Genomic DNA, 24,959 nt, shown 5'->3' with positions numbered 1-24,959 from the left:
TACTGCAGGTTTTTAAAAGGGCTTCAAACAACAAATAAATTAGCAATGAAAAATTTTACAAAAATTATTTTTTTACTGGTGCTTGTAATACTGGCGTCAGTAACAAATATAGCAAGGGCGCAAACTGTTATAAAAGGTACCATCATTAACAGCGCCACGCATCAGCCGATGCCATTTGTGAGCGTGTATTTTAAAGGCGGCAAAGGCATCTCCAGCGCAGAAGATGGCAGTTACAAATTGAGCACCATCAACAGTAAATTAACACAGGTGGAATTTTCTTATGGCGGCTATAAAAAAATAGTAAAGCAGGTAGAAGCCGGCAAAGAAACAGTGCTGGATATTGAAATGGAACAACCGGTGATGAACGCCGTGGTGATAAAAACAAAAAGAGGGAAGTACACTAACAAGGATAATCCGGCTGTGGAACTGATCCGTAAAGTGATTGACAATAAAGACAAGAACAGGATCAGCGCTTACGATTTTGTGCAGTACCAGCAGTATGAAAAAATGGAACTGTCGCTCACCAACAAGCCGGAGAAGCTGATGAAAAATAAGCTGCTGAAAAACTATGTTTTTATTTTGGATAACCAGGATACAGATAAGGTTGCGGGCAAAGCATTGGTACCGGTTTACCTGGAAGAAACTTTATCGGATAAATATTTCCGTAAAAATCCTGATAAGCAAAAGACTTTTATCACCGGTCAGAAAAAAGTAAATTTTGGAGAGTTTGTAGATAACAACGGCATCAGCAGTTATATAAACAGGCTGTATGCAGATATTGATGTGTATGAAAATAATATTACCATTTTAACCAACCAGTTTTTGAGCCCTGTGGCCGGGTCGGCTCCGACTTTTTATAGGTTTTATATCCGTGATACGGTGCAGGAAGACGGCGTTCAACTGGTGCGTTTAAACTTTATGCCCCGCAACACCAGCGACCTTTTATTTAAGGGTACTTTGTACGTTACGCTGGATGGAAATTATGCCGTGCAAAAGCTCAACATGAGCATAAGTAAAAACGCCAACCTTAACTGGACAAGAGGTCTGCGCATTAAACAGGATTTTGAAAGAGGTGTTGATGGCAGATACCATCTTGCCATGAGCAATATGCTGGCTGAATTTGCTTTTAGTAAAAATTCAGATGGTGGTATTATGGGCGAACGTACTGTTTCTTTTAAAAACTTTGTTGTGAATCAACCTGCTGCGGATAGTATTTATAAGAGAAGGGAATTGGATCCAGGTGATGAACGACCTGCAGGAACTGATAGTTTCTGGACAACCAACCGTCATCAACCATTAACCGCTATTGAAGCAAAAGTATATCATAATATTGACAGCCTGCAGAACATGAAATCGTACCGGCGCTTTATGGACATCGCAACGCTGGTACTTGCCGGCTACAAAAATTTTGGGGGCTATGAAGTAGGTCCGGTAAATGCGTTTTATAGTTTCAATCCCGTGGAAGGTTTTCGCATAAGGGCAGGTGGCAGAACTACGCCGAAGTTTAGCAACCGCATCTACCTGGAAAATTATTTGGCTTACGGATTTAAAGATCAGAAGACAAAATATTTTCTGTCAACCGCTTACTCCCTGAATAAAAAATCGATCTATACTTTCCCGATGAACTATGTAAAACTGAGTTACCAGTATGATACAAAAATACCGGGACAGGAATTACAGTTTGTGCAGGAAGATAATTTTTTGCTCTCTTTTAAAAGAGGCGACAACGATAAATTTTTATACAATAATATTTTTAAAGCGGAGTATGTACGGGAGTTTGGTAAAAATATTTCCTACACGTTTGGATTTAAAAACTGGAGACAATCACCTGCCGGCGCCATTACTTTTGATAAGACAGTGAACAATGAATTGGTGACTGTAAAAGACATCACCACTACTGAATTATCTGCTGAGTTACGCTGGGCGCCGCATGAACAATTTTACCAGGGCAAGGTATACCGCATCCCGATTTTTAATAAGTACCCCATTTTTAAACTGCGTTATATTGCCGGTGTAAAAGGCTTGTTCAACAGCGAATACAACTATCATAACCTGAACCTGAATATTTTTAAACGGGTGTATTTTTCACAATTAGGTTATGCTGATTTTTCTGCCGAGGGTGGGTATATTTTTGGCAAACTGCCTTACCCTTTGTTAACCATTCACAGGGCCAACCAAACCTACGCCTACCAGCTTAATTCGTTTAACCTGATGAATGCGCTGGAGTTTATCAGCGACCATTATGCTTCGGCCAACATGGATTATTATTTCAATGGTTTTATCCTGAATAAAATTCCGCTGGTTAAAAAATTAAAGCTGCGGGAAGTGGCGAGTGCCAAAATTTTATATGGCGGTGTAAGGGATGAAAACAATCCGTTAACCATGCAATCTTACCTCGATTTCCCCAAAAACAATACCACCGGCACAGCCACCACCTACGCTTTAAACAGCAAGCCCTACGTGGAAGTAAGTGTTGGCCTTGCCAATATTTTCAAATTGTTCAGGGTTGATTTGGTAAAGCGGCTAACCTACCTGGATAACCCCGGCGTTTCGCAGTGGGGCATCAGAAGCAGGGTGAAATTTGATTTTTAGTTTAACGTCTGCAGCTAAGAAAATTTGCTGCGATAAATACTATTTCGGGGGTATGAAAAAAAAATTATTTCTTTTTGATAACTACCGTTTCCCAGCCATCGTACTGACCATGCAGTTCGGTGGCTTTTTTTCTGAGTGCCGATGTGATGATTGAAATAGATGCAAGGTCAACCTTGTCTGTACGGGACAGCTGCAGTTGGTACGTGAGTCTTGTATTGGGTGAGAAGCTTTTAGTAACCTTAAATTTTTCTTTTACAGCGTACGGAATAAAACTATTTCTTTCTGCATCGGTTTTAAAATACAACCAGTGATCTACCATTCGTGGTTTGCTTAAATCATCACCGGCATCGGTTAAATCAAGAATTACTTTTTCATTGGTAAGCTGATCAAGAATGTCTTCATTGGGAAATAAAAAACCAAGATACCCTTTCCATTCAGCATCGTTTTGTATGTTGATGCTGTACTGGTAGGCAGGGAAATATTTTTTGTAGGCAATTTCCAGCAATTTGCGTATGCCAGTGGTATCAGGTAAATAATAGTAATCAATCCGCTCACATTGGTAAGAAAATGTACCGGCTGCTACCGGCCTTAACCTTGTATTGAGTGCTGCTTTTACCGAATCAGAAATCTGGTAGAGCGTGTTGAATTCTTCCTTTACCGGCAGCCCTTCTTTACTGCAATTTTTTAATCTTACTCCCGTTGTAAGAAGGTAGGGTAACCGCAGCATGGGAGCGGCATCTTTCAATGTCATATTGACCAATGTTGATCCCGGGCCTTTTTCATAAGCCGCCATGTAAACATTCCACACGTCGTCCTGTGAAAATGCATTTAGTGCCAGCGTTACAAATAGCGATAGAATAACGTATCGTTTTACCATAGTTGGATTCCGGATGAAATAGAATAACGGAAAATTTCATTTTGTATTATCTGTCTCAGTCACATAAACAGTAGTTATCTACAAACTTAATACGAGGGCAATTTATTTGAATGAAGTATTTTCTTTTGAAGGGATGTTAACTGATTTTGTTTTGTTTGGTAACCAAAGTTCCGCCCATCAGCTTTTATTTATTGCATAGAGGAGTGTTTGAAGTAATATAATGCAACTGGAATATTATTGCAGTATCATGTCAGCTGCTTTTTCAGCAATCATATACACCGGGGCATTGGTGTTGCCGGATACAATGGTAGGCATCACCGAGGCATCCACCACCCGCAGGTTTCCGATGTTATGAACCCTCAGTTTGTTATCTACCACAGCCATTTCATCATAGCCCATTTTACAGGTTCCAACGGGGTGATAAACAGTCTCTACACTTTTTTGTATGTGCAGTAAAATGGCTTCATCGCTGCTGCAATCCGGCGGGTAAAGCAGTTCTTTTCGGTAGATATCAAATGCAGCAGCAGCCATTATTTCGATGGCTTTTTTACCGGCGGCTATCAGCAATTTTTTATCTGCTTCTGCACTTAAAAAATTGGGTTGTATAATCGGGAAGTCGAATGGATTGTTGCTGCGCAAGCTGACATGGCCACGGCTTGCAGGCCGTAGTAAGGTGGGTAAAATACTATAGCCATCCCGATCCGCGGGAAATGTTTTTGCATCATAAAAATCTACGTCGTATTGATTGCCCACCTGGAAAGAAGCAAAATGTAACTGGTAATCTACGCGGCCGGGGCTTTGGGTTGTACTGCCAAAAGCTACCGCTTCCAATGGGCCAATGGTTAACGGGCCTTTTTTAAAAGCGAGGTATTGCAGCAAGTCCTTTAGTTGATGCAATGGCTGCAGGTGATGGTTTTGACCAAGCTGTTGCTTAGCCAACGTACTGACAGGATAAAAAAGATGATCCTGTAAATTTTTCCCTACACCGGGTAGTTGATGCAAGCAGTCAATACCCAATGCCTTTAATTCATCTTTATCGCCAATGCCCGAAAGCATTAATAACTGTGGTGAGGCGAAGGAACCTGCAGATAAAATAATCTCTTTACCGGCCATGATTTCCTGTGTGGCGTTGTTGCCCGTCATTAGTTCTACGCCAACCGCTTTGTCCTGTTGCAGAATAATTTTTTTGATGTGCGCATTGGTTAAGACAGCCAGGTTTTTTCTGTTCATGGCAGGCTTTAAAAAGGCTACTGCTGCGCTTTGCCTTTTGCCATCTTTAATATTAAATTGAAATGGACCAACGCCTTCCATTTGCGCACCGTTGTAATCATTGTTTTCTGCAAAGCCACACTGAATAGAGGCTTTTATAAAAGCGCTGGCAAAAGGAGTTTTAAAACGTTTGGCAAAGCCGGTGGTCAGCTCACCCTGTTGACCGTGGTAATCGTTCAACAGGTCTTCGTTATTTTCTGATTTTTTAAAATAAGGTAGCACATCATCATAACTCCAGCCGTTGTTACCAAACGCAGCCCAATCATGGTAATCTGCTTTGTTACCTCTTACATAGGCCATGGCATTGGTAGAGCTGCAACCGCCCAATACCTTACCTCTTGGTAAATAAATTTTCCGGTTTAACACGTGCTCCTGCGGTTCGGTCCAGTAACCATTCCAGTCTGCGCTGCTTCGATGTAATTTGATATAGCCTGCCGGAATATGAATCTCCATTTTTTTATCCGGACCGCCGGCTTCTACCAGCAATACTTTATTGGCAGGGTCGGCGGATAGCCGGTTAGCCAGCACACAACCTGCGCTTCCAGCACCGATAATAATATAATCATACAGCATGGCATTCATTTTAAAATATACGCAGGTAGTAATTGCGGAGAGAAAAGGCAACACGTGTAAAGTACAAATATTATTGAGCTTTTAATAATACCATACAATTTTAGCCTTTCATATCAGATTGTATGAGCAGGATGTACTCTTGTTATCTGGGGTGTAAATAAAGAAAGGCGCAGCATTTTCCGCTGCGTCTTGTTAAAGAAGCATTCAACAATCAGTTAAATGGATTGTCAACAATATTGAAATTGCCGCCCTCATTATTTTCCAGTGCAGAACGTATTTCATTTTCCAGCAAGCCACTGCCACCGCCCCAGTGTTGAATGATTTTTATCTTGGGATTTTGCAGTGTAAAGATCCTGCGCAATTTAAGTTCGCTATCATTTTCAACGCCGCCACCAAGCAATACTAAATCATATGGATGCCGGTGAAACAGTTCGATGGCTGCCTCGTCTTCACTTGTTCCGGTAGCATTCCATTGTTCATTTTTATTAACCAACCGGACCACGGTTTGCAGAATGTCTGCATCCCTGCCGATTACCAATATTTGTATTTTGTTCATTGTATTTTTTTTTTAGTCAGTGGGTTGGTGAATGGTGAGTTGTCAGTGGTGAGTATCGCACAGCGCATCGTGACTGCGCTCCCCATTCACGATTCACCACTGACCATTCACTATTACATTGTCATAGGTACTTCCATCAGTAAAAATTCCGCATCTGTTTCAGCAGTAATCTGCACTTTATCTGTATCCCAGATACCGAAACCATCACGGGTGTTTAATAACTGATTGTCTACTTTTAAATCACCTTTTAAATTAAACACATACAAGCCATTTCCTTTTGCCTTAAACTGGTATTCCGTAGTTGTGCCTTTATCAAAATTGGCTAAATGAAACCAGGCATTCTGATGAATCCATACACCGGCATCATCAGGGTTGGGCGATAAAATCTGCTGCAATTTATTTTTCCTGTCTTCCAGGTTTAAAGGAATCTGGTCGTACCTCGGGGTGACATTTTTTTTGTTCGGGAACACCCATATCTGCAGGAACTTAACCGTGCTGTTGGTGCTCTTGTTATATTCGCTGTGCTGTATGCCTGTACCGGCGCTCATCACCTGTATCTCGCCATTTTTTATAACGGCTACATTACCCATGCTGTCTTTATGTTCCAGGTCGCCTTCCAGCGGAATGCTGATGATTTCCATGTTATCATGCGGGTGTGTGCCGAACCCTCTACCGCCTGCAACCGTATCATCATTCAATACCCGCAGCACGCCAAAGTGCATTCTTTCCGGGTTGTAATAGTTTGCAAAACTAAATGTGTGTTTGCTGTGCAGCCAGCCATGGTTTGCATCACCACGGGTATCGGCTTTATGTAATACTGTGTTTGCCATAATTGTAGTATTTATATTTTTAAAAAGTTTGATTAAAAATTGATACTGCAAAGATGCACTCAAAGAGCCTCCATTTGCAATAAGGCAGGTTAAGAAATGAGCTTAATGTAGGTTAAGATTTGGCTTTCGAACGCTCATTGCGCAGTTTGCTTAAAAATTCAGGCGTAACGCCGATGTAGGAAGCGATTAATTTTTGCGGCAGATCGTGTATCAGCGTGGGATAGGTATTGCAGAAATTGCCGTAGCGCTGGCTGGCAGTTAAACTCAGACTGTCCACCAATCTTTGGCGGCTGCTTACCAAAGAATTTTCAGTAACGATCCTGAAATACCGTTCCAGTGCAGGTATCTTATCAAATAAACTGAGTTGATTTTTTCGGCTTAATAAATAGACTTCTGTATCCATGAGAGCGTCAATATTTAAGTGGCCTTCCTGTTCAGAAATGAAACTGTACATGTCGGTAATCCACCAGCCTTCCGGCGCAAATTGTAAAATATGTTCAAAGCCATTGGGATCGATGGAGTAGGAGCGCAGGCAACCGCTTATTACAAAAGCAACTTCTTTTGCTACCTGGCCCTCGTGCAACAAAAATTGTCTTTTTTTAATGATTTTAAACACTAAATAATCAGCGATCATTTCCTGTTCCGGAGTTGATAAGTGAATGTGTTTTTGTAGACTGTCAATTAATTTTTGAACGCTCATGGAGCAAATGTAAACATTCAGGTTTTGAATAAATGCAAAGAGGCAAGCCAGTTACCGGGGCTTGCCTCTTTGCAAACTAAAAAGGAATTGAAAAATTAATCTACTCTGGCAAAACTTTTACCATAATATTTTTAAAATGCACTTCACTCTTTGGATCGTGGCCCTGTAATGCAAAAGTACCGCTGGATATCCTGCGTAAAGAATCGCCACCTTCACGTTTCAAATTTTCGGGTTCTGTATATTCTACTACTGTTTTGTCATTGATTTTTATAGTTACTTTTTTACCGACCACCTTAATGTATTCTGTGTACCAAACATTGTCTTTTACATACACTTCTTTTACATCCTGTATGCCATACAGGCTGCCTGTTCTGCGCCAGTCGGTATGCGAATTGTTAACCTGTACTTCGTAGCCTTTTGCAGGCCAGCCACCCTGCTGAAAACCTGTGTGAAAATAGATGCCGGAGTTGGATCCGGGAAAGGTCATCACATCGGCCTTAAATTCAAAATTTTTAAACTGGTGTTGCTGTACCGGGCCATCGTAAAACAGATGAGCGGTTTCACCGTGAACGGCAATGGTTCCATCCTGCACACTAAAGGTGGCTGCATGGTCGCCCACTTTCCAGTTGGTCAGTGTCTTGCCATCAAACAAAGCGACCCAGCCATCATCAGCAGGCTTTGCTATAAACGCGGTTACAGAAAACAAGGCGGTACAAACTGCTAAAATCAGGAGGACTTTTTTCATGAAATGTATTTAATCGGTAAAGAATAATTGCAGATACGAATCTACTTTGTTTTTTCCGGGTTTCATCTGAAGGGTTTCCCACACCGGTCGCTTAAGCAGTAGAGGAATCAATATAATATTGAACCAGTCTTTGTGTCTTCTGTTGCCGTTGTTTCGTTATGTGAAATTGCTTACTTGTAAAATAACTTTTCCCTGTTGGCAAGCTCGCTGGATACATATTGTTTTAAAAAAGCCTGTTGCTCCGAAACCCTTGTAGCAAGGCGGTTCAGCCGGTCCTGGATGCTGCTGGTATCGTACTGTGCATTCTCTACCGTTTCACCAATGTGTTTTATTTTGTTGCGGGCAGCCGCCAGCAATTTATCGATGGGATTCAGCATGGCCGCAGTTTCAACATCCGGCCTTGCGGGTATAAAACGATTGTTGCGGTAAGTAACAAAATTGTTAAATATGGAAGTGGCTTTGTTAAGATCGGCCACTGCGCCGTTGTAATAATTCATATCCTGGTCGCCATATACAATCGCAATTTTCATGTCCACATAATTCCGCCAAACCCGGGTCATTTCGTCGGTGGTACCCGCCTGCTTTATCCGGCGGGAAGTGGCTTCCAGTTGCTGCAGGCTATCCAGTTGCATAAAACTATCTACCGAGTCAGCCACGTTCCAGGCAGGGGCATTTTTTTTAGCACCCGAACGGCCATTGTTAAACTCCTGCTGCGATACAGGTTGCGGTAACAATTGCCAGAGGGGGTCGAAAGGCATGTGTGTTTCGATGAATTGTGCAGGGGACAATAAAAGCCAATTGGTGTGATAACCAGCACCCGCATCCCAGGTAGGGTCGCATAGCAGCCATTCTTTATCGAGCTGAACAGCGCTCCAGCTATGGCCGCTTCTTTTGATATTGCCCGAAACATTGGTATAACCGGTGATAGTAAAAGCAGGGATACCGCATTTGGAAACAATGTCTGTAAAAACGGTGGCAAAATTTTCGCAAACACCTTTTCTTCTTCTGATGGTAGAAGCTGCTTTTGTATGTTCATCCACGCCCCAGTTGATATTGTACATGCTGTCTTTATCGTAGCGGATGTTGGCGGTAACCCAGCCATAAATAGCCTCCAGTTTATCGCGGTCTGCTGTAAAATTATCCTGCACGTAACTTGCAATGGATGTGGTAGAATAGGTTTGTGCCGCGGGAATAAAATAATTTCCCCGCTGGCCTTTTGTAACCAGTATGCAACCAATCATCAGCAACGAGAGCAAGCGGAATTTCATCTATTAAAATTATTATAAATTCAGCAGAACAAAAAGCCAAAATGCAGCATGCGAGGCAATAACAATTGCAATGCTGGCGGAGATGTGGCTTTAAAGAATATCTTTGAAGTTCAGCCAACTTTAAATTTCATAATGCATACAAACCGGTTACTGGTATTCAGCAGTTCAAGAGCGGGTAACGGGGGTTACCTGGAAACAGCCCTGGCGCCCATCAACAACTTTTTGGGAGACAGCGCCTTAACCATCGCCTTTATTCCATTTGCTTCCGTAGATGCAGACTATGAAGCCTACGCAGCAATGGTTCGTTCGGGTTTGAGCAGCCTGCCGCATACCATTATCGCCGTTCAGCCGGAGAATGCGAAAGCGACGATTGAAAATACTGATGTGATTATGGTGGGCGGCGGCAATACCTTTAAATTGTTGCATGATATTTATGATTGCCAGTTGCTGGATATTATCCGCGACAAAGTGAACAAGGGCACGCCTTATATCGGCTGGAGCGCCGGATCAAATATTACGGGCCCGGGTATCGGTACCACGAATGATATGCCGGTGATTGCGCCCAAAAGTTTTAATGCATTGGGGTTATTGCCTTTTCAAATCAACCCACATTATACCAACGTTAAACCAGCGGGCCATCACGGCGAAACCCGCGACCAGCGGCTGGAAGAATTTATGCAGATGAATCCGGGCTTACCCATCGTCGCTTTGCCGGAAGGAACTTACTTACGACTGGAAGGTGCCCAGCTGCAATTTTCCGGCAATCAACCGGGAATGTTGTTTTACTGGGATGAAAATGGCAAAGCGGGTAAGCGGGAAATTGTACCGGGTGAAGACCTTTCTTTTTTATTGTAGTATGTTGACTCATACAAAGTAAACAACGAAATTTCCGGGGTGGGTCACCCCAGGAAGGGTGGCTCACCCCGGAAATTAGCGGAGTGTAAAAATACCAAGGTGAGCCACCCTTGTGGGGTGACCCACCCTGGTATTAAAAAGGGAAATTTGCCGGCGAAGACCTTTCGTTTTTATTGTAGGATTGCCACCTTGATCAACACAGTGAAAATATTTTATACAACGGTGGTGACTTGACGATACTGTTACGCAGATAAAATCGTAACAAATTGAAGGCGTTCAAAAAAGTTGTTATTGTACAAGAGGGCGACGCAACGATGATCCACATTGGTTTGTAGCCCGGACCAATATTATTTATAGGCATCAATCGGAATGATGCTGCCATCTTTCCGGTATTTCAATTCGGTTACTTTTACATTGCGCAAATGTGTTTTGCCGCTTAGCTGCGCATCATGGTAAAAGAGCCACCATTTGCCTTTTATTTGTACAATGGAGGTGTGACTCGTCCAGCCCTCCACAGGCTTTAAAATAATGCCTTTGTAAGTAAACGGACCGTAAGGGCTGTCGCCTATGGCATAACAAATATTATGGGTGTCGCCGGTGGAATAACTGAAATAGTATTTGCCATTGTACAGGTGCATCCAGGCGCCTTCAAAAAAACGTTTGTCGTTGCTGGCTTCGTAAAAGGGCTTACCCTTTTCATCGATAAGTTCAACTTCCTTTACGGGTGCTGCGAAGCTTTTCATGTCAGCGTTTAGCTTCGCCACTTTTGGCAATACCGCCAATTCATCCGGCTTGCGTTGAGGTGTTGTTGAATCGTACACACCGTTGGTCCAACGATGTAACTGACCGCCCCAGATGCCGCCGAAATATAAATAGTAGCTGCCATCCTTGTCTTTAAATATGCAGGGGTCGGTGCTGTAACTTCCTTCGATCGGCGCTGGCTCGGCTTTAAAAGGCCCGGTTGGTTTTTTGCCGGTAGCTACACCGATCCTGAAAATATCCTGCTTGTCTTTTACAGGGAAATACAAATAGTAGGTTCCGTTTTTATAAGCCGCATCGGGTGCCCATAACTGCCTGCCCGCCCAGGGGATGTCTTGAATATCCAGCGCCACGCCATTGTCCGCCACCTTGCCGCCGATGCTGTCCATCGACAGCACATGAAAATCCTTCATTACAAAATGATCACCGTTTGCAGGAGTGGTTGCATCGATATCGTGCGAATTGTAAATGTATATTTTGCTATTGAACACATGCGCCGCCGGATCGGCAGTATAGATGCTGGTAATGAGCGGTTGGGAAATGGGCGTGCGTTTTTTTTGCTGCGCTGAGCTCCCGGAAAATGATGCCAGCAATAAGGCAGTAAAAAAGACTGTGCGGTAATTGAACTGCAGCATATGACCAGGTTGAGGGTGGGTCACCCAAAAAGGGTAGCTCACCCGGTGAATTGGTAGAGTGTAAAAATATTTCAGAAAAGGAACCCTTTGCGGAGTGCCACGATTAATTTGCAACGTGTAAAAAAGTCTCCAGGTGAGCCACCCTTGCTGGTATAATCCGCCTGGAGACTGTGAGCGTAAAAAGCAAGGTGAGCCATCCTTTTTGGGTGACCCACCTTTGTATTAAATGTACCGGTTGATGATATTTTCCAGGTATTCCTGCTGACCGCTGGTGGTTTTTGGTTCGCCATTTTCAGCAGCATAGGTTCTTAAATCTTCCAGCGATAATTTTCCGGCTTCATATTCAGCGCCCTTGCCGCTATCAAAACTGGCGTACCGGTTGGTCCTGATTTTTTTGTAGTCAGATTTGTTTAATACCGCATCCGCAACGATCAGCGCCCTTGCGAAAGTATCCATACCACCGATGTGGGCATAGAACAAATCAGCCGGGTCGGTTGAGTTTCGGCGGATTTTCGCATCGAAGTTGATGCCGCCACCGCCAAAGCCACCTGCTTCCAAAATCACCAGCATGGCTTCTGCCAGTTCATTTACATTGTTGGGGAACTGGTCAGTATCCCATCCATTCTGGTAATCTCCACGGTTGGCATCAATGCTGCCCAGCATGCCGGTATCGGCTGCTACTTGTAACTCGTGTTGAAAAGTATGTCCTGCAAGAGTAGCATGGTTTACTTCAATGTTCAATTTAAAATCATTCTGCAAATCAAACTGGCGTAAAAAGCCTATCACGGTTTCACTGTCGTAATCGTATTGGTGCTTGCTTGGTTCGCATGGTTTTGGTTCAATAAAGAAAGTGCCTTTAAAACCATTCTTACGGGCATAATCTTTTGCCGTGTGTAAAAAACGGGCCATGTGTTCTTTCTCTCTTTTCATGTTGGTGTTCAGCAGACTCATGTAACCTTCACGGCCACCCCAGAAAACATAGTTTTCACCACCCAAGGCAATTGTTGCATCCAGTGCCGCTTTTACCTGTGCGCCGCCATGTGCCAATGCATGAAAATCCGGATTGGTGGAAGCACCATTCATGTATCTTTTATGAGAAAATAAATTGGCCGTGCCCCATAATAATTTAACGCCACTGGCAGCCTGTTTTTGTTTCAGGTATTCTGTCAGGGCCTGCAGCCTGCGGTCGTTTTCATTTACATCGTTGGTGTAATCTACCACGTCCACATCATGAAAACAGTAGTAAGGCAAACCCAGTTTGGTAATGAATTCAAAAGCCGCATCCGCTTTGTCTTTTGCTCTTTCCACGGCATCCGCCTTTTCATTCCAGGGATGCAAATGAGTTGGTTCACCAAAAGGATCGCCGCCGTTGCCTACAAACGAATGCCAGTATGCACAGGCAAAACGTAAATATTCTTTCATGGGTTTACCGGCTACGATTTTATTTTCATCGTACCAGCGAAAAGCCATAGGGTTATCACTTTCAACACCTTCAAATTTTACCTGGCCGATGCCTTTAAAAAATTCTTTGTTACCTGTTACTACTGACATATTTTTTTAGTTTGCCCTTACACGCCGCAGCGGTTAAGGAAGTTTAGAAATTGTATTTTCGATTGTTGTTTTGTATATTTTTTTATTTGACCGGCGACTATTTTTCAATTGAACTTCATTGGCGTCGCACTATTCATAATTTGTTTTTCATGGCGGCTTTGTCCGAATCGAAACAGTCATTCATGGATTGCATCTTGCGACTAACGCATATTTTTATCCAGCAATTGTTTCCATTCTGCATACAAATCATCATATAATGTAGCCTGAGTTGGTTCCACCAAATCCAACGGTGTCGAATTGGTGAAAGCTTCTTTTGCTGTTTTGTAAAATCCAACCCCAATGCCGGCACCTTTGGCCGCACCCACGCTGCCATCACAGTCGTACAACTCCACCGGCACATTGGTAGCATTTACAAAACAGCTGGTAAACACATCACTCAAAAACATGTTGGCCTTACCTGCACGGATCACCGACGGACGCATGCCATTTGCCCGCATAATATCAAAGCCATAGCGGAAAGCAAATGCAATACCTTCCTGTGCTGCTCTGAATAAATGGGCCGGTTTGTGCACATTAAAATCAATGTTGTGCATGTGGCTTTGCACCAGTTTATTTTCCAGCATTCGTTCAGCACCATTGCCAAAAGGCAGCATCTGCAAACCGTTGCTTCCTGGCTCAATGCCCGCTGCAGCCTGGTTCATTTCGTTGTATGAAAATTTATTGCCGGTAATATTTTTTATCCAGCTGTTTAAAATGCCGGTGCCGTTGATGCAAAGCAGCACGCCAATTCTTGTCTGTGTTGCTGTAAAATTTACATGCGCAAAACTGTTGATCCTGGACTGCTGATCGTACACCAACTGATCGCTTACGCCATAGATAACGCCGGAAGTTCCTGCCGTAGCAGCCACTTCGCCAGGCTCCAGCACATTCAGTGACAAGGCGTTGTTGGGCTGGTCGCCTGATTTATAGGCTACCGGAATACCTGCTGTTAAAGATAGCTTTTCGGCAATGCCTGCCTGAATACCACCATGGGGAGTAAATACTTCTTTTATTTCCGGTATAACTGAAGTATCAAAACCGAAATAATTGAAGACATCTTTTGACAATTCCTGGTTTTTGAAATCCCAGAATATGCCTTCGCTTAAAGACGAAACGCTGGTGGTAATGGCGCCGGTCAGCTTCATCGCGATGAAATCCCCGGGCAACATGATCTTGTCAATCTGCGCATATTTTTCCGGCTCGTTTGCCTTTACCCAGGCGAGCTTGGCGGCGGTAAAATTGCCGGGCGAGTTTAGCAAGTGTTGTAAACTTTTTTCATGACCAATGGCATCAAAAGCCTTGTTGCCGATTTCCACCGCACGGCTGTCGCACCATATGATGCTGTCACGCAACACCTGCTGGTTTTTGTCTACACAAACCAATCCGTGCATCTGGTAAGCAACGCCGATTGCAATGATATCTTTTGAATTGTATTTTTTAGTAGCGTGCGCCTTCAGGATGGCCTGCTGTACATTTTCCCACCACATCTCCGGGCTTTGTTCGGCCCAGCCTTTTTGCAATGAAGTAATGCCGGTTTCGGTATCCGGGTATTGTACGGTGGTAATACATTGTTGGGTTTGCGCATCTACAATGGCAACTTTAATAGAAGAGGTTCCTACATCAATACCTAATAACAGCATACAGCAATTTTAACACACTATGATACAATCGTTTTCCAAAAGATAAAGGTCAGGCTTTTATGGTGTTTATACAACCGTTATTTTTAAAATAAAATATGCTATCTTATCAGTTATTTATACATTTATGCGAAATAGTTGATAAGATAGCAGCTAATAAATATGGATCATGAAGACGCTGATTCAAAAAATACACCTGGAAGAACACCAGAGTTTCGCCTGCCGTACCTATCGTACGCCCGATTTTGAAACCAACTGGCACCGCCACGAAGAGTTTGAACTGATATTGATCACCGAAGGGTACGGCACCGCCATGATTGGTGATTTTATCGGCGAATACCAGCCGGGCGACTTGTATTTTATTGCAGGCAATCTGCCGCACTGGTTTAAAAAGCAGCACCATAAAATAACGGGCAGTGCCGTGGTAGTGCATTTTAGACAGGAAATTTTTGGAAACGATTTTTTACAGTTACCAGAGCTGAAAACGGTGTACCAGTTGCTGCAAAAAAACGATGGCTTACAAATACAGCAAAAACTTAAAAAAGAAATTGCTGCCTATATCAACGACCTGCAGGAGATGAAAGGCTTCCAGCGAATGAATGCATTGTTGCAGTGTTTGCAGAAGATCAGTACCACGCCGCATTACATCATGCTTACACAAAATTTTGCATCGCACAACAACCACATCAATCCTGCTATTGAAAAAATTATTGACTTCTCTTTTAAGCGGTACCTCACACCGGTAACCCTGCAGCAGGTGGCGGATGTAGCCAACATGAGCATTCCCACTTTCTGCCGGTTCTTCAAAAAAAATATCAAGAAAACCTATTTTGATTTTATACAGGATCTGCGCATCAGCCATGCCTGTAAATTATTAACCAACAGCAACAAGCCGGTAATGGAGATCTGTTACGAAAGCGGCTACAACAGCTGGGCGCATTTCAGCAAACAGTTTAAGCAGGTTAAGCAGCTAACGCCCTCGCAGTACAGGAAGGAATTTGAGGAAAGAACAAATGTCTGAGGTCCGATATTTTATGTCGGATGCCTGGTGACGGATGTCTGATTTTGCTTACGGGTTGTTACTTTATTCTTCTTAGCATGAGCTGGCAGTGTCATAACAATAGAGTAATAATTTAAATGAAATCGCCATAAGAAATTTCTTATGGCGATTTCAAAATTGTATTAAATCTAATCCCGTTTTATAATAAATACTGCTATTGGTAAATCTCTCCGAATTTCGGACAATCACACATCAGATATCAAAAAATCAGACATCAGCGATACGTTCTACCGGTGAAAACTTTCGCTTACAAACTTCAGTACCTCCGGTAATGCCGTTCTCCAGTAGGTCCAGTTGTGTGCGCCGTCTCTTACACGAAACTCGTGTTTTACTTTTCTGTCTGTTAACAGTGCATGTAATTCCATATTGCCTTTTATTAAAAAATCATCATCCCCGCAATCGATGTAAAAACGCACGGTGTTCAGTTTTTCAGCAGGAGTGGTGGCAACAATTTTCAGGATAGAATTTTTATACCACGTGTCAGTCAGGTGTTTTTTTCCTTCTGCATTGGTACCAAACAATTCATTGAATTTATAGTTGGTCCAGTCTGTTTGCGGTAATTCAGCAATATGGTCATCGTTCCAAACAGCAGCGCTTAACGGCGCACAGGCAGCAAATAATTCAGGGTGTTTTGTTCCGTAAATTAAAGAGCCGTAACCGCCCATTGATAAGCCTGCTACAGCACGAAATTCTTTCTTGTTACGTGTTTTATAAACAGAATCGATGTAGGGAATAAATTCTTTTACAAAGAAATCTTCAAACGGCACTTTGCCCGCTGCATCATTGATATACCAGGATACACCCGCATCCGGCATAGCGATGATCATTTGCGTGGCATCACCTTTGGCAATGGTTTCGTTGGTAATTTTTTGCATCTCACCAAATTGTGTCCAGCCGGTTTCGTCGTCGCTGTAACCATGCAATAAATACAGCACGGGGTACCTGCGTTGCGAGTTTTCATAATCAGCCGGCAGGTAAATAGAATACTTCACATCTTTGCCCAATATCTTACTGTGGATAACGAGGCTTTCCGTGGCTTTTCCCTGGGAAAAAGAAAAGGCGCAGATAAAAATGAAGAAAAGAAAAGAGATAAGTTTTTTCATGTGTCGATCGTTTATTTTGGGCTGTAATATCGAACAATAAAAATTAACAGCCCATAAATCAACAAAGAAAAACAAGGAGTATCCGTTTGCGTACTCAAACTGCTAAAAATAAAAAACGGATCCATTGCGTTGTGCATGGTATCCGTTTTTTAATGAGTTCAGCTTTTTATTTTATAAAAGCCCTTGTAGCCTGGGCATTGCCAGCCGTGGTAACTTTGAGATAATATTTTCCTTCCGCCAAATGAGATACAGCCAAACTGATTCGTGTAGATGGAGCTGTTAAATATTGTTTTATCTGCTTCAATACAACCCCGGCACTGTTCACCAAAGTAATAATAGCCAGCTCATTTTTTGTACTGCTGATATCTGCTGTTACAGTAGAAGCACTGTTACTGGTAAATAAGCGGGCAATTTTAAGTACATTATTGTTATTGTTAATGCTGATTATACTTGAATACAGCGAACGGGCAGGTTCAGTCACTTTCAGCCGGTAGTAGCTGTGGCCAGGCAACGGATTTCTATCTGTGGCAGCAAAATCACCCGAAGTGTTGGGCGTAACTGAGGTAAGGGAAAAAATGGGTTCAAAATCAAGCCCGGTAGCGCTTCTTTCAATTTCAAAAACAGTGTTTAGTTCCTGTTGTTCTATGTGCCAGTTCAGTTCCGTACCAGTATTTTTTAACTGTCCGTTAAAGCGGGTGATCTGTAAGGGCAGCACAACGAATCCAAAGATGTTTTTGGCTTGTACCCGCTCAAAAAGAAACTGGTGCCCGAGATCGTTGGGGTGCATATCTGTATAAGGATCTTTTCTGTCAGGCCGTAGCATATTTAGTCCGTCGGAAGTAACAAGGTCATCCCAAAAGTTAACCGCAAAAGTGCCAAACTGGGCCAGGATAGAATCCTTCATATCATATAAATCCTGCCGTTGACTTACAGCATAGTCATTACGTGGCTGGGCTGTGGTGATATAACATTTGGCACCGGAGGCGGTAATGGTACTATACATCTGCCGCAGGTTATACATGGTTTCATTGATAGAAAATCCTGCACCCTCGTCATTGCTGGGCAGGTTGATAATCACCACATCTGGTGTATAACTCAGTGCCATGGTAACATTGTGCATTGGGTCTGGTGCCGGCCTGCCGGGCGGTACATAACATCCAGTATACATCTCCTCATAAGTGGTATATCCGCCGATGGCAATATTGTAAAATAAGGTATCAGTTCCATCGCTTGTATTTACATTGAAACTGCTTTCCAGTAATCCACCCCAGGATAGCGCATAACTGGTGGCGCCATATCCTGCCGCCGTTGAAGAGCCCATAATGACCACTTTTTTTTGAGCAATCACTCCATGTGATAAACAAAGCATCAATCCTAAAATCAGCGGAAGGAATAATTTACGGTTCATAGTGTATCGGTTAAAAGCAAAATCTCACTGTTCTATGCAAGTTATTTGAGCAGTCAGAAATATTTTGGAAATAGAGAATGTATAATTTTATTATCAACAATAACATTGATACGTGCCTAACGCTCCAATAGCCTTAATATTGCGTTCTACCGGCAGTTTTAGCCGATGAACAAAATGGGCTATTTTTACCAAAATCATTAATAACACGGGGTTATGGAGCATATAAAACAATTATTTAAACAATACTGCAAGGATGCCATAACAGACATTGAAACCATACCGCAAAGCGGAGGCGACAGGGTTTATTACAGGATTAAAACTGCGGAACGTTCTTTTATAGCAACGACCAATTACAACATAAAGGAAAATGAAGCCTTCCTTTATTTTAGCGAACAGTTTAAAAAATGTGGTAGCCCGGTGCCGGAAATATATGCCGTAAATGAAAACAAAACGGCTTACCTGCAACAGGATATGGGGGAAGCTTCTTTGCTCAATATCCTGGAAGAGGAGGGGTTTACGGATCGTGTATATAATTTGTTTCAAAAAAGTTTGCTGGCATTGGCCGGCCTGCAGGTACATGGCGATAGCGGCCTGGATTATACCTACTGCATCACCAGCAGTGCTTTCGGCAAGCAGGCAATTTTGAGCGACCTGTTATATTTTAAATATTATTTTTTAGATACGCTGAAGATAGCGTACGATAAAGAAAAGCTGGTAGATGAATTTGAAACCCTCAGCAATAATTTATTTAATACCGAACATAAGTATTTTATGTTCCGTGATTTTCAAAGCAGGAACATTATAGTTAAAGATGATGCAGTACATTTTATAGATTACCAGGGCGGCATGAAGGGAGCAGTGCAATATGATGTTGCTTCTTTGCTCTGGCAGGCCAAGGCTAACCTGGGCGACGAATGGAAGAGCAGCCTGCTGCAGTATTATATTGGTTGCCTGGAAAATCTGTTACAGCAACCGGTGGATAAGGCGAAATTTGAAGAAGAATACAACGGTTATGTATTGATCCGCTTGTTACAGGTATTGGGCGCCTATGGTTTTCGCGGCCTTTTTGAAAGAAAGGCACATTTTTTAACCAGCATTCCCCTGGCATTGCAAAACCTCGGGTGGTTTATGCAACATAAAAACACCGGGCTCGGATTACCTGAGTTTGAGCGCTTGTTACACCTGATTACAGCCGATGAAGTAATTAAAAAATTCCAACCGGTTAAAGCCAGTTCCGATACGCCGCTGCTGGTAAAAGTGAATAGTTTTTCTTTTATAAAAAGTGGTTATCCAAAAGAAGAAACTACCAACGGTGGCGGATTTGTGTTTGATATGCGGGGTATACTAAACCCCGGCAGAATTGAGGAGTATAAAAAATTAACCGGCCGCGATAAGCCCGTAAAGGAGTACCTGGAACAGCAGACTAAAATGCCGGAGTTTTTAAGCAGTGTGTATGCAGTGGTGGATATTTCAGTAGAAGATTATATTGCCCGTGGGTTTGAAAATTTAACTATCAATTTTGGTTGTACCGGCGGACAGCACCGCAGTGTATACGCTGCTGATGCAGTGGCGAGACATTTAAGAAATAAATACGGGGTGAAAATTGTAGTGAATCATATTGAACAAAAGATAACAGAAACAAAAGGATAATTGCTTATGAAAGCCATGATATTTTCAGCCGGGCTGGGAACCCGTTTTAAACCCTGGACAGATACACACCCCAAAGCACTGGCGCTGGTAAATGGCAAGTCTTTATTACAAAGAAATATTGAGTACCTGCAACAGTATAATATTACAGATGTAGTGGTAAATGTGCACCATTTTGCCAACCAGGTCACAGACGCAATCAAAGCAAATAATGGCTGGGGAAGCAACCTCACTATAAGTGATGAAACCGGCGAATTGTTGGAAACAGGCGGCGGACTGCTAAAAGCGAGGGCACTGTTATCTGGCAACGAACCTTTTCTCTCGTTGAATGTAGATGTATTAACCAATCTTGATTTAAATAAGCTCCTCGCTTTTCATCAGCAATACCAGCCGCTGGTTACGTTTGGTGTTACAAACAGAAAATCGTCAAGAGTATTGTTATTTGATAAAGACAACCGCCTGCGTGGCTGGCGAAATGTACAGACCGGTGAAGAAAAAGGTCCGCATTTAAATGCGGCCGAAACTGGTTTAAAGGAAATGGCCTATAGTTGCGCAGTAATTTACCAACCCGAAATATTTGATTTAATAAAACAGCAGGGCAAGTTTTCTATCATTGAAACATATCTCGACCTGGCTGCTGAACACACTATTTTAGGCTATGACCATAGCGGCGATTTATTGGTGGATGTTGGAAAGCCCGAGAGTGTAGCAGTGGCAGAAAAATTGTTTATTTAAGGCGGCCATTACCAATAGTAAAATATTCCTTCATTCAGCTTTTAATTATCCTTGCTATCCACCGGCGCTCCAAATGTATTGCCTTCTTTTTTTGGCTTGCTTAAACCCAGGTTATAACGGAAAGTAAGGCCCAGCCTGCGGGTATCATTTACCCTTGATCCGCTGGCATGTACATTTCCCTGGTTGAGTGTAAAGTTGGTATGATTGGTTTGCAGCAAATCATTTACCGATAGAATCACATTGCCTTTTTTATTCAGCATCGATTTGTTGATGGAAAAATATAAGCCACCAAAATTATCAAGTTCGTAAAAATTCTGTACCGCTTTGGTGCGCATAAATCCCTGTACATTCAATGTAATTGTTTTGGTCGCCTTCAATTCCTGGTACATAAAAAACAACCAGCTGCCACGTTTATAATTGAGTGGCTTATTTTGATAAATGCCATTGTACTCGTTGTAATTGTACTGGGCACCCATGTAAAAAAAATATTTGCCACCGGGCGGCATACCGGCTATAACACGCATATAGGTTTCTTTATTTTTACCCAGGTTATCATAGGTGCGGTAGGCAATTTTGGTCACATCATCCTGGTAAGTAACGTTGCTGAAGATATCATTGGTTTGATTGATGCCAACAGCAAAAACAGGAAAATCCATGAAGGTTACATTTACCTCATAATTGGTAGTAAACTGTGGCTGTAGTTTCGGGTTGCCTACATCAAACAAATACTGGTCAATGTATTTTGGGTAAGGGTTTAGTATTTCATAATATGGCCGTTTGATGCTGCGCCTGTAGATAGCATTGCCCACCAGGTTGCGGCCAAACATCTTAAACAGGTTATGCCGTAAAAAAACATACGGAAAAAGATCAGTTCTTTTAATGGAAAAAACAGTGTCTTTCGGTATCAGCTGCCGGCCATTGATATCGGTTGTCTCCAACCTCAGCCCGGGTTTTAACGTAAAGCCAAAAAACATTTTGGCTACCTGCACATAGGCGGCGCTGATAGTTTCTTTGTATCTAAAGGTATTGGTCTGATAAAGGTCGGGTTTTGCGGGTCCATTGCCGGTTGAATAAAAATAATCAGCGCTGTTGTTACTGTTGCTGGCTGTTAATTTAACCCCGGTTTCCAGCGTAATTGTTGATGGCAGTTTTAGGATAAGATCAGTTTGTGCTACATAAATATTTTTACCGTTTTTATTTTCACCACTGCCATTTACAACCGGGCTTACAGGCAAAATAAAATTGTTATTGTAGGCCTGTGTATTGTTGTTTTTATAATAATTATAGTCCAATTCTGCGGTCCATTCGCTGCCGGCAGAATCGATTTTATATTTGGCAGTTATGGTATTGCCAATAAACAGGGCGTCGGTTTTATTGGTGACATCAGAGCGGCTGTTGTTCAACACATCCATTGCCGGTTCCTGGTAAATGGCATTGCTGTTACTTGCATTGCTGTTGCTGCTGGTATTGGTCAGCCTGATGTCGTAAGTAAGGTTAAATTTTTTTGTTAGCGCCACATCCAGTCCACCACCAAAATAATTGTTTACAGAAGGGTAGGTAGTATAGGAATTTTGTGCCAGTAAGGAAGAGTCTGTTTTTATCAAACGGTTTGAAGTAAGCGCTTCATAGTTGTTCCGTTTGGTATACTGGTAACTGAAATAGCTGTTTACTCTGCCGGTACTTTTGTTAAGATTAAATCCCAGGGTTGCCGTATTATACACACCCTGGAATACCGCTGCATTTACACTGCCGCTGGTGCCCAGTTTTACTCCCTTTTTTAAAACAATATTTACAATACCGCCGCTGCTGGCAGCATCATATTTTGCCGAAGGGTTGCGTAATATTTCTATTTTGCTTACACTGCCTGCCGGTAAACTTTTTAGTAGAGAAGCAATGTCGGCACTGCTAAGTTTCATTTCGCGGCCGTTGATAAAAATAGTGGCGGGGCTTGTGCTGCTTAAATACACATTACCATCCTGGTCAATGACTGCTCCAGGTGTTTTCTCCAGGACCTCATACGCATTGCTGCTGCTGTTGGCCAGTACGGTGGCATCTACAATGGTTTTATCATCTTCCTGTTTTAGTAATTGCTTCCTGGAAATTACTTCTACTCCGGATAATGAGGCAGATTTTTTTACAAGCAATATGGGTAATTGTATGGGCAGATCTTTCACAGAAATGCTGGTTTCAATTGCTTCATATCCAACCGCCGATACCTTCAAAAGATAAACTGTAAATGGTGACACCCTAAATAAAGCAGTGCCTTTAACGGATGCAACCTGTGCTGTCAATAAAACCGAATCAGTTAAAGTGTACAGCTGCAATGTGGCGCCTGCCGCAGGTTCACCTTTAGCGGTGGAGACATTTACCTGCAGGGAAACCTGCTGGGCTGCAGCAACAATAGTGAAAAACAAAAAAGGTATTAAAAAAATTAGTTTACGTTTCAAAACAGGGATGATTAAAACAGGGTGATTAAAACAAAAATGCACAACTTTTCATTTTTTGAAAAGTTGTGCAATGCAATGTATTACAAAAATTAAATCCGGCGATTATTTTTTAGGCGTAAACAGCTCCTTTTTATCTACCACTTTCACTTTATCTTTTTCCTTGAGGGTTTTGCTTACAATATCATAAGGGCCGGTAATTACTTCTTCTCCTTCGGTAAGACCTTCCGTTACTTCAATGAAATTAATATCCTGTATAGACGTTTTTACTTTTTTCTTACTTACAGATCCATCCTTATTTAAAATAAATACTACCACCTCCAGGTCATCCATATTAACAGTTGGCTCCTGTCCGTCTACGGGCTTTTTAACAGCTTTGGTGCTGTCATTTTTTTCACGGGTTGTTACAGCATTGATCGGTACGCTTAGTACATTGATATGCGTTTTGGTTTGAATGTCCGCACTGGCGCTCATTCCCGGGCGAAATGGATAGCTTGATTTACCCAGCAGATCAGGATAGCTTTCCGGTAATAAACGAATGTATACTTTGTAATTGGTTACATCGGTACTGGTGTTGGCCAGGGCACTCTGTGTGCTGGCGCCGTTGTTACTGCTGGCTATCTGAGTAACAATGCCTTTGAACTTTCTGTCTGTATAAGCATCTACGGTTACAATGGCGCTATCTCCCAACACTACTTTAGGTACATCACTTTCACCAACGTCCACGCGAATTTCAATTTTGCTCATATCCGCAATACGCAGCATTTCTGTACCCGCCATCATATTACTTCCTACTACACGTTCGCCTTTTTTCACACTCAGCAGACTTACCACTCCATTCATGGGCGCCAGCAGGGCGGTACGGCTTAAATCTTTATTGGCTTTGGCCAGGTTGCTTTGCGCAGCCTGTACTGCAGCCTGTCCGCCGCGGATACCCTGTTTAGCGGCATTATAATTGGCAACGGCCGCTTTATAGGCAGCATCTGCCACATTAAATTCGTTGGGGCTGATAACCTTATCGTCATACAACTTCTTCTGCATGTTGTAGGTTTTTTCCGTTTGGTCTACCTGGGCTTTCAAGGCATCCAGCGCAGCCTGCGAGTTGGCTACCTGTGCCTGGCTTTGTGCTACGCCACTTGCCGCCTGGTTGGCCTGAATGCTGTAAATATCCGCAAAAATGCGGGCCAGTATCTGTCCTTTTTTTACGCTGTCGCCTTCCTGCACGGTTAGTTCGGTAATTTCGCCACTTACATCCGGACTTACTTTTACTTCAATTTCCGGGTATACTTTACCGCTGGCATTTACAATTTCCGTGATGGTGCGTTTCTGCACTTTTTCCATGGTAACTTTTATTCCCTCTTCCTTACCAAAAACGCCGGCCGCTTTAAGACCACCCAATAATACCACTAAACCGATCACGCCAAAAAGAATCCATTTTACAGTTTTGCTCATGTTAATTAGTTTTATCCCGGTTGTTTATTGCAACTGAAGATGAGATTATATTATCGATTGAATGATTTCAGCTCTTAATTATAGCGCTAAGTAAAATCATTTCATTTAAAAAAAGTAATTATTGTCCGGGCTGCTATAGCAATGGGCAACATCGTTGTGTCACTCCCTTTTGCCGCATACTTATAATCGGCCCTAACAAAAACGATGTATATGCTTAACCTGAA

At 42.5% G+C, this 24,959-nt stretch carries 19 protein-coding genes; 5 read left to right on the top strand and 14 right to left on the bottom strand.

Going from position 1 to position 24,959, the window contains the following annotated elements:
* Positions 1 to 45: 45 nt before the first annotated feature.
* A complete protein-coding gene (locus QWZ08_RS26140; RefSeq protein WP_290340667.1) occupies positions 46 to 2,592 on the top strand; it encodes a DUF5686 family protein in 2,547 nt (848 codons plus the stop codon).
* A gap of 64 nt (positions 2,593 to 2,656) precedes the next feature.
* On the opposite strand, the gene QWZ08_RS26135 is transcribed toward QWZ08_RS26140, so the two are convergent.
* The 7 genes from QWZ08_RS26135 to QWZ08_RS26105 all read right to left on the bottom strand — a co-directional run bounded on the left by QWZ08_RS26135 (position 2,657) and on the right by QWZ08_RS26105 (position 9,410).
* Complete coding sequence (locus QWZ08_RS26135) at positions 2,657 to 3,469, bottom strand: DUF695 domain-containing protein (RefSeq protein WP_290340665.1); 813 nt, start codon at positions 3,467 to 3,469, stop codon at positions 2,657 to 2,659.
* A gap of 234 nt (positions 3,470 to 3,703) precedes the next feature.
* Positions 3,704 to 5,311: a GMC family oxidoreductase gene (locus tag QWZ08_RS26130; RefSeq protein WP_290340664.1), complete on the bottom strand. Its 1,608-nt coding sequence runs from the start codon at positions 5,309 to 5,311 to the stop codon at positions 3,704 to 3,706.
* 211 nt (positions 5,312 to 5,522) lie between these two features.
* On the bottom strand, positions 5,523 to 5,867 hold the full coding sequence (locus QWZ08_RS26125; protein ID WP_290340663.1) for a response regulator: 345 nt from the start codon (positions 5,865 to 5,867) through the stop codon (positions 5,523 to 5,525).
* 113 nt (positions 5,868 to 5,980) lie between these two features.
* Positions 5,981 to 6,697 carry a pirin family protein gene (locus tag QWZ08_RS26120; protein WP_290340661.1) on the bottom strand — a complete coding sequence of 239 codons (717 nt, stop codon included), beginning with the start codon at positions 6,695 to 6,697 and terminating at the stop codon, positions 5,981 to 5,983.
* Positions 6,698 to 6,809: 112 nt separating this feature from the next.
* Positions 6,810 to 7,397 carry a Crp/Fnr family transcriptional regulator gene (locus QWZ08_RS26115; RefSeq protein ID WP_290340660.1) on the bottom strand — a complete coding sequence of 196 codons (588 nt, stop codon included), beginning with the start codon at positions 7,395 to 7,397 and terminating at the stop codon, positions 6,810 to 6,812.
* 100 nt (positions 7,398 to 7,497) lie between these two features.
* On the bottom strand, positions 7,498 to 8,142 hold the full coding sequence (locus tag QWZ08_RS26110; protein ID WP_290340659.1) for a 3-keto-disaccharide hydrolase: 645 nt from the start codon (positions 8,140 to 8,142) through the stop codon (positions 7,498 to 7,500).
* Positions 8,143 to 8,312: 170 nt separating this feature from the next.
* Entirely contained in the window at positions 8,313 to 9,410 is a 1,098-nt protein-coding gene (locus QWZ08_RS26105; protein WP_290340658.1) for a transglutaminase domain-containing protein, read from the bottom strand.
* 132 nt (positions 9,411 to 9,542) lie between these two features.
* Between QWZ08_RS26105 and pepE the strand changes: the two genes are divergently transcribed.
* Entirely contained in the window at positions 9,543 to 10,265 is a 723-nt protein-coding gene (gene pepE / locus QWZ08_RS26100) for a dipeptidase PepE (RefSeq protein ID WP_290340657.1), read from the top strand.
* Positions 10,266 to 10,612: 347 nt separating this feature from the next.
* Here pepE and QWZ08_RS26095 read toward each other — a convergent pair whose 3' ends face one another.
* The 3 genes from QWZ08_RS26095 to QWZ08_RS26085 all read right to left on the bottom strand — a co-directional run bounded on the left by QWZ08_RS26095 (position 10,613) and on the right by QWZ08_RS26085 (position 14,889).
* Positions 10,613 to 11,659, bottom strand: a complete 1,047-nt coding sequence (locus QWZ08_RS26095; RefSeq protein WP_290340656.1) for a glycoside hydrolase family 43 protein — start codon at positions 11,657 to 11,659, stop codon at positions 10,613 to 10,615.
* Between the two features lie 222 nt (positions 11,660 to 11,881).
* Positions 11,882 to 13,210 (bottom strand): xylose isomerase, encoded by a 1,329-nt coding sequence (gene xylA, locus QWZ08_RS26090; RefSeq protein WP_290340655.1) that lies wholly within the window; start codon positions 13,208 to 13,210, stop codon positions 11,882 to 11,884.
* A 200-nt stretch (positions 13,211 to 13,410) separates the two neighbouring features.
* Positions 13,411 to 14,889 (bottom strand): xylulokinase, encoded by a 1,479-nt coding sequence (locus QWZ08_RS26085; RefSeq protein ID WP_290340654.1) that lies wholly within the window; start codon positions 14,887 to 14,889, stop codon positions 13,411 to 13,413.
* Between the two features lie 166 nt (positions 14,890 to 15,055).
* On the opposite strand from QWZ08_RS26085, the gene QWZ08_RS26080 reads away from it, so the two are divergent.
* Positions 15,056 to 15,907, top strand: coding sequence for an AraC family transcriptional regulator (locus tag QWZ08_RS26080; RefSeq protein ID WP_290340653.1), 852 nt, complete (start codon positions 15,056 to 15,058; stop codon positions 15,905 to 15,907).
* Positions 15,908 to 16,173: 266 nt separating this feature from the next.
* Here the strand turns inward: QWZ08_RS26080 and QWZ08_RS26075 are convergent, their stop codons facing one another.
* A complete protein-coding gene (locus tag QWZ08_RS26075) occupies positions 16,174 to 17,049 on the bottom strand; it encodes an alpha/beta hydrolase (RefSeq protein ID WP_290340652.1) in 876 nt (291 codons plus the stop codon).
* 166 nt (positions 17,050 to 17,215) lie between these two features.
* Positions 17,216 to 18,457: an SGNH/GDSL hydrolase family protein gene (locus QWZ08_RS26070; protein ID WP_290340651.1), complete on the bottom strand. Its 1,242-nt coding sequence runs from the start codon at positions 18,455 to 18,457 to the stop codon at positions 17,216 to 17,218.
* Positions 18,458 to 18,670: 213 nt separating this feature from the next.
* Here QWZ08_RS26070 and QWZ08_RS26065 point away from each other — a divergent pair, with 213 nt between their 5' ends.
* Together QWZ08_RS26065 and QWZ08_RS26060 are read left to right on the top strand one after the other, a co-directional pair.
* Positions 18,671 to 20,107 carry a RapZ C-terminal domain-containing protein gene (locus tag QWZ08_RS26065; protein ID WP_290340650.1) on the top strand — a complete coding sequence of 479 codons (1,437 nt, stop codon included), beginning with the start codon at positions 18,671 to 18,673 and terminating at the stop codon, positions 20,105 to 20,107.
* Between the two features lie 6 nt (positions 20,108 to 20,113).
* On the top strand, positions 20,114 to 20,839 hold the full coding sequence (locus QWZ08_RS26060; protein ID WP_290340649.1) for a sugar phosphate nucleotidyltransferase: 726 nt from the start codon (positions 20,114 to 20,116) through the stop codon (positions 20,837 to 20,839).
* 41 nt (positions 20,840 to 20,880) lie between these two features.
* Here QWZ08_RS26060 and QWZ08_RS26055 read toward each other — a convergent pair whose 3' ends face one another.
* Positions 20,881 to 23,286, bottom strand: coding sequence for a TonB-dependent receptor (locus tag QWZ08_RS26055; protein ID WP_290340648.1), 2,406 nt, complete (start codon positions 23,284 to 23,286; stop codon positions 20,881 to 20,883).
* Positions 23,287 to 23,388: 102 nt separating this feature from the next.
* Entirely contained in the window at positions 23,389 to 24,735 is a 1,347-nt protein-coding gene (locus tag QWZ08_RS26050) for an efflux RND transporter periplasmic adaptor subunit (protein WP_290340647.1), read from the bottom strand.
* Positions 24,736 to 24,959: the final 224 nt, after the last annotated feature.

This window comes from Ferruginibacter paludis (assembly GCF_030409685.1).
In the GTDB taxonomy this organism is placed as follows: Bacteria; Bacteroidota; Bacteroidia; order Chitinophagales; family Chitinophagaceae; genus Ferruginibacter; species Ferruginibacter paludis.
Note: the sequence above shows the minus strand (reverse complement) of the source record. Positions and strands in the feature narration are given on the sequence as shown.

Excerpts from the sequence above, each read along its gene's own strand:
- QWZ08_RS26140 (WP_290340667.1), top strand. The coding sequence starts at position 46 with ATGAAAAATTTTACAAAAATTATTTTTTTACTGGTGCTTGTAATACTG.
- QWZ08_RS26135 (WP_290340665.1), bottom strand. The coding sequence starts at position 3,469 with ATGGTAAAACGATACGTTATTCTATCGCTATTTGTAACGCTGGCACTA.
- QWZ08_RS26130 (WP_290340664.1), bottom strand. The coding sequence starts at position 5,311 with ATGCTGTATGATTATATTATTATCGGTGCTGGAAGCGCAGGTTGTGTG.
- QWZ08_RS26125 (WP_290340663.1), bottom strand. The coding sequence starts at position 5,867 with ATGAACAAAATACAAATATTGGTAATCGGCAGGGATGCAGACATTCTG.
- QWZ08_RS26120 (WP_290340661.1), bottom strand. The coding sequence starts at position 6,697 with ATGGCAAACACAGTATTACATAAAGCCGATACCCGTGGTGATGCAAAC.
- QWZ08_RS26115 (WP_290340660.1), bottom strand. The coding sequence starts at position 7,397 with ATGAGCGTTCAAAAATTAATTGACAGTCTACAAAAACACATTCACTTA.
- QWZ08_RS26110 (WP_290340659.1), bottom strand. The coding sequence starts at position 8,142 with ATGAAAAAAGTCCTCCTGATTTTAGCAGTTTGTACCGCCTTGTTTTCT.
- QWZ08_RS26105 (WP_290340658.1), bottom strand. The coding sequence starts at position 9,410 with ATGAAATTCCGCTTGCTCTCGTTGCTGATGATTGGTTGCATACTGGTT.
- pepE (WP_290340657.1), top strand. The coding sequence starts at position 9,543 with ATGCATACAAACCGGTTACTGGTATTCAGCAGTTCAAGAGCGGGTAAC.
- QWZ08_RS26095 (WP_290340656.1), bottom strand. The coding sequence starts at position 11,659 with ATGCTGCAGTTCAATTACCGCACAGTCTTTTTTACTGCCTTATTGCTG.
- xylA (WP_290340655.1), bottom strand. The coding sequence starts at position 13,210 with ATGTCAGTAGTAACAGGTAACAAAGAATTTTTTAAAGGCATCGGCCAG.
- QWZ08_RS26085 (WP_290340654.1), bottom strand. The coding sequence starts at position 14,889 with ATGCTGTTATTAGGTATTGATGTAGGAACCTCTTCTATTAAAGTTGCC.
- QWZ08_RS26080 (WP_290340653.1), top strand. The coding sequence starts at position 15,056 with ATGAAGACGCTGATTCAAAAAATACACCTGGAAGAACACCAGAGTTTC.
- QWZ08_RS26075 (WP_290340652.1), bottom strand. The coding sequence starts at position 17,049 with ATGAAAAAACTTATCTCTTTTCTTTTCTTCATTTTTATCTGCGCCTTT.
- QWZ08_RS26070 (WP_290340651.1), bottom strand. The coding sequence starts at position 18,457 with ATGAACCGTAAATTATTCCTTCCGCTGATTTTAGGATTGATGCTTTGT.
- QWZ08_RS26065 (WP_290340650.1), top strand. The coding sequence starts at position 18,671 with ATGGAGCATATAAAACAATTATTTAAACAATACTGCAAGGATGCCATA.
- QWZ08_RS26060 (WP_290340649.1), top strand. The coding sequence starts at position 20,114 with ATGAAAGCCATGATATTTTCAGCCGGGCTGGGAACCCGTTTTAAACCC.
- QWZ08_RS26050 (WP_290340647.1), bottom strand. The coding sequence starts at position 24,735 with ATGAGCAAAACTGTAAAATGGATTCTTTTTGGCGTGATCGGTTTAGTG.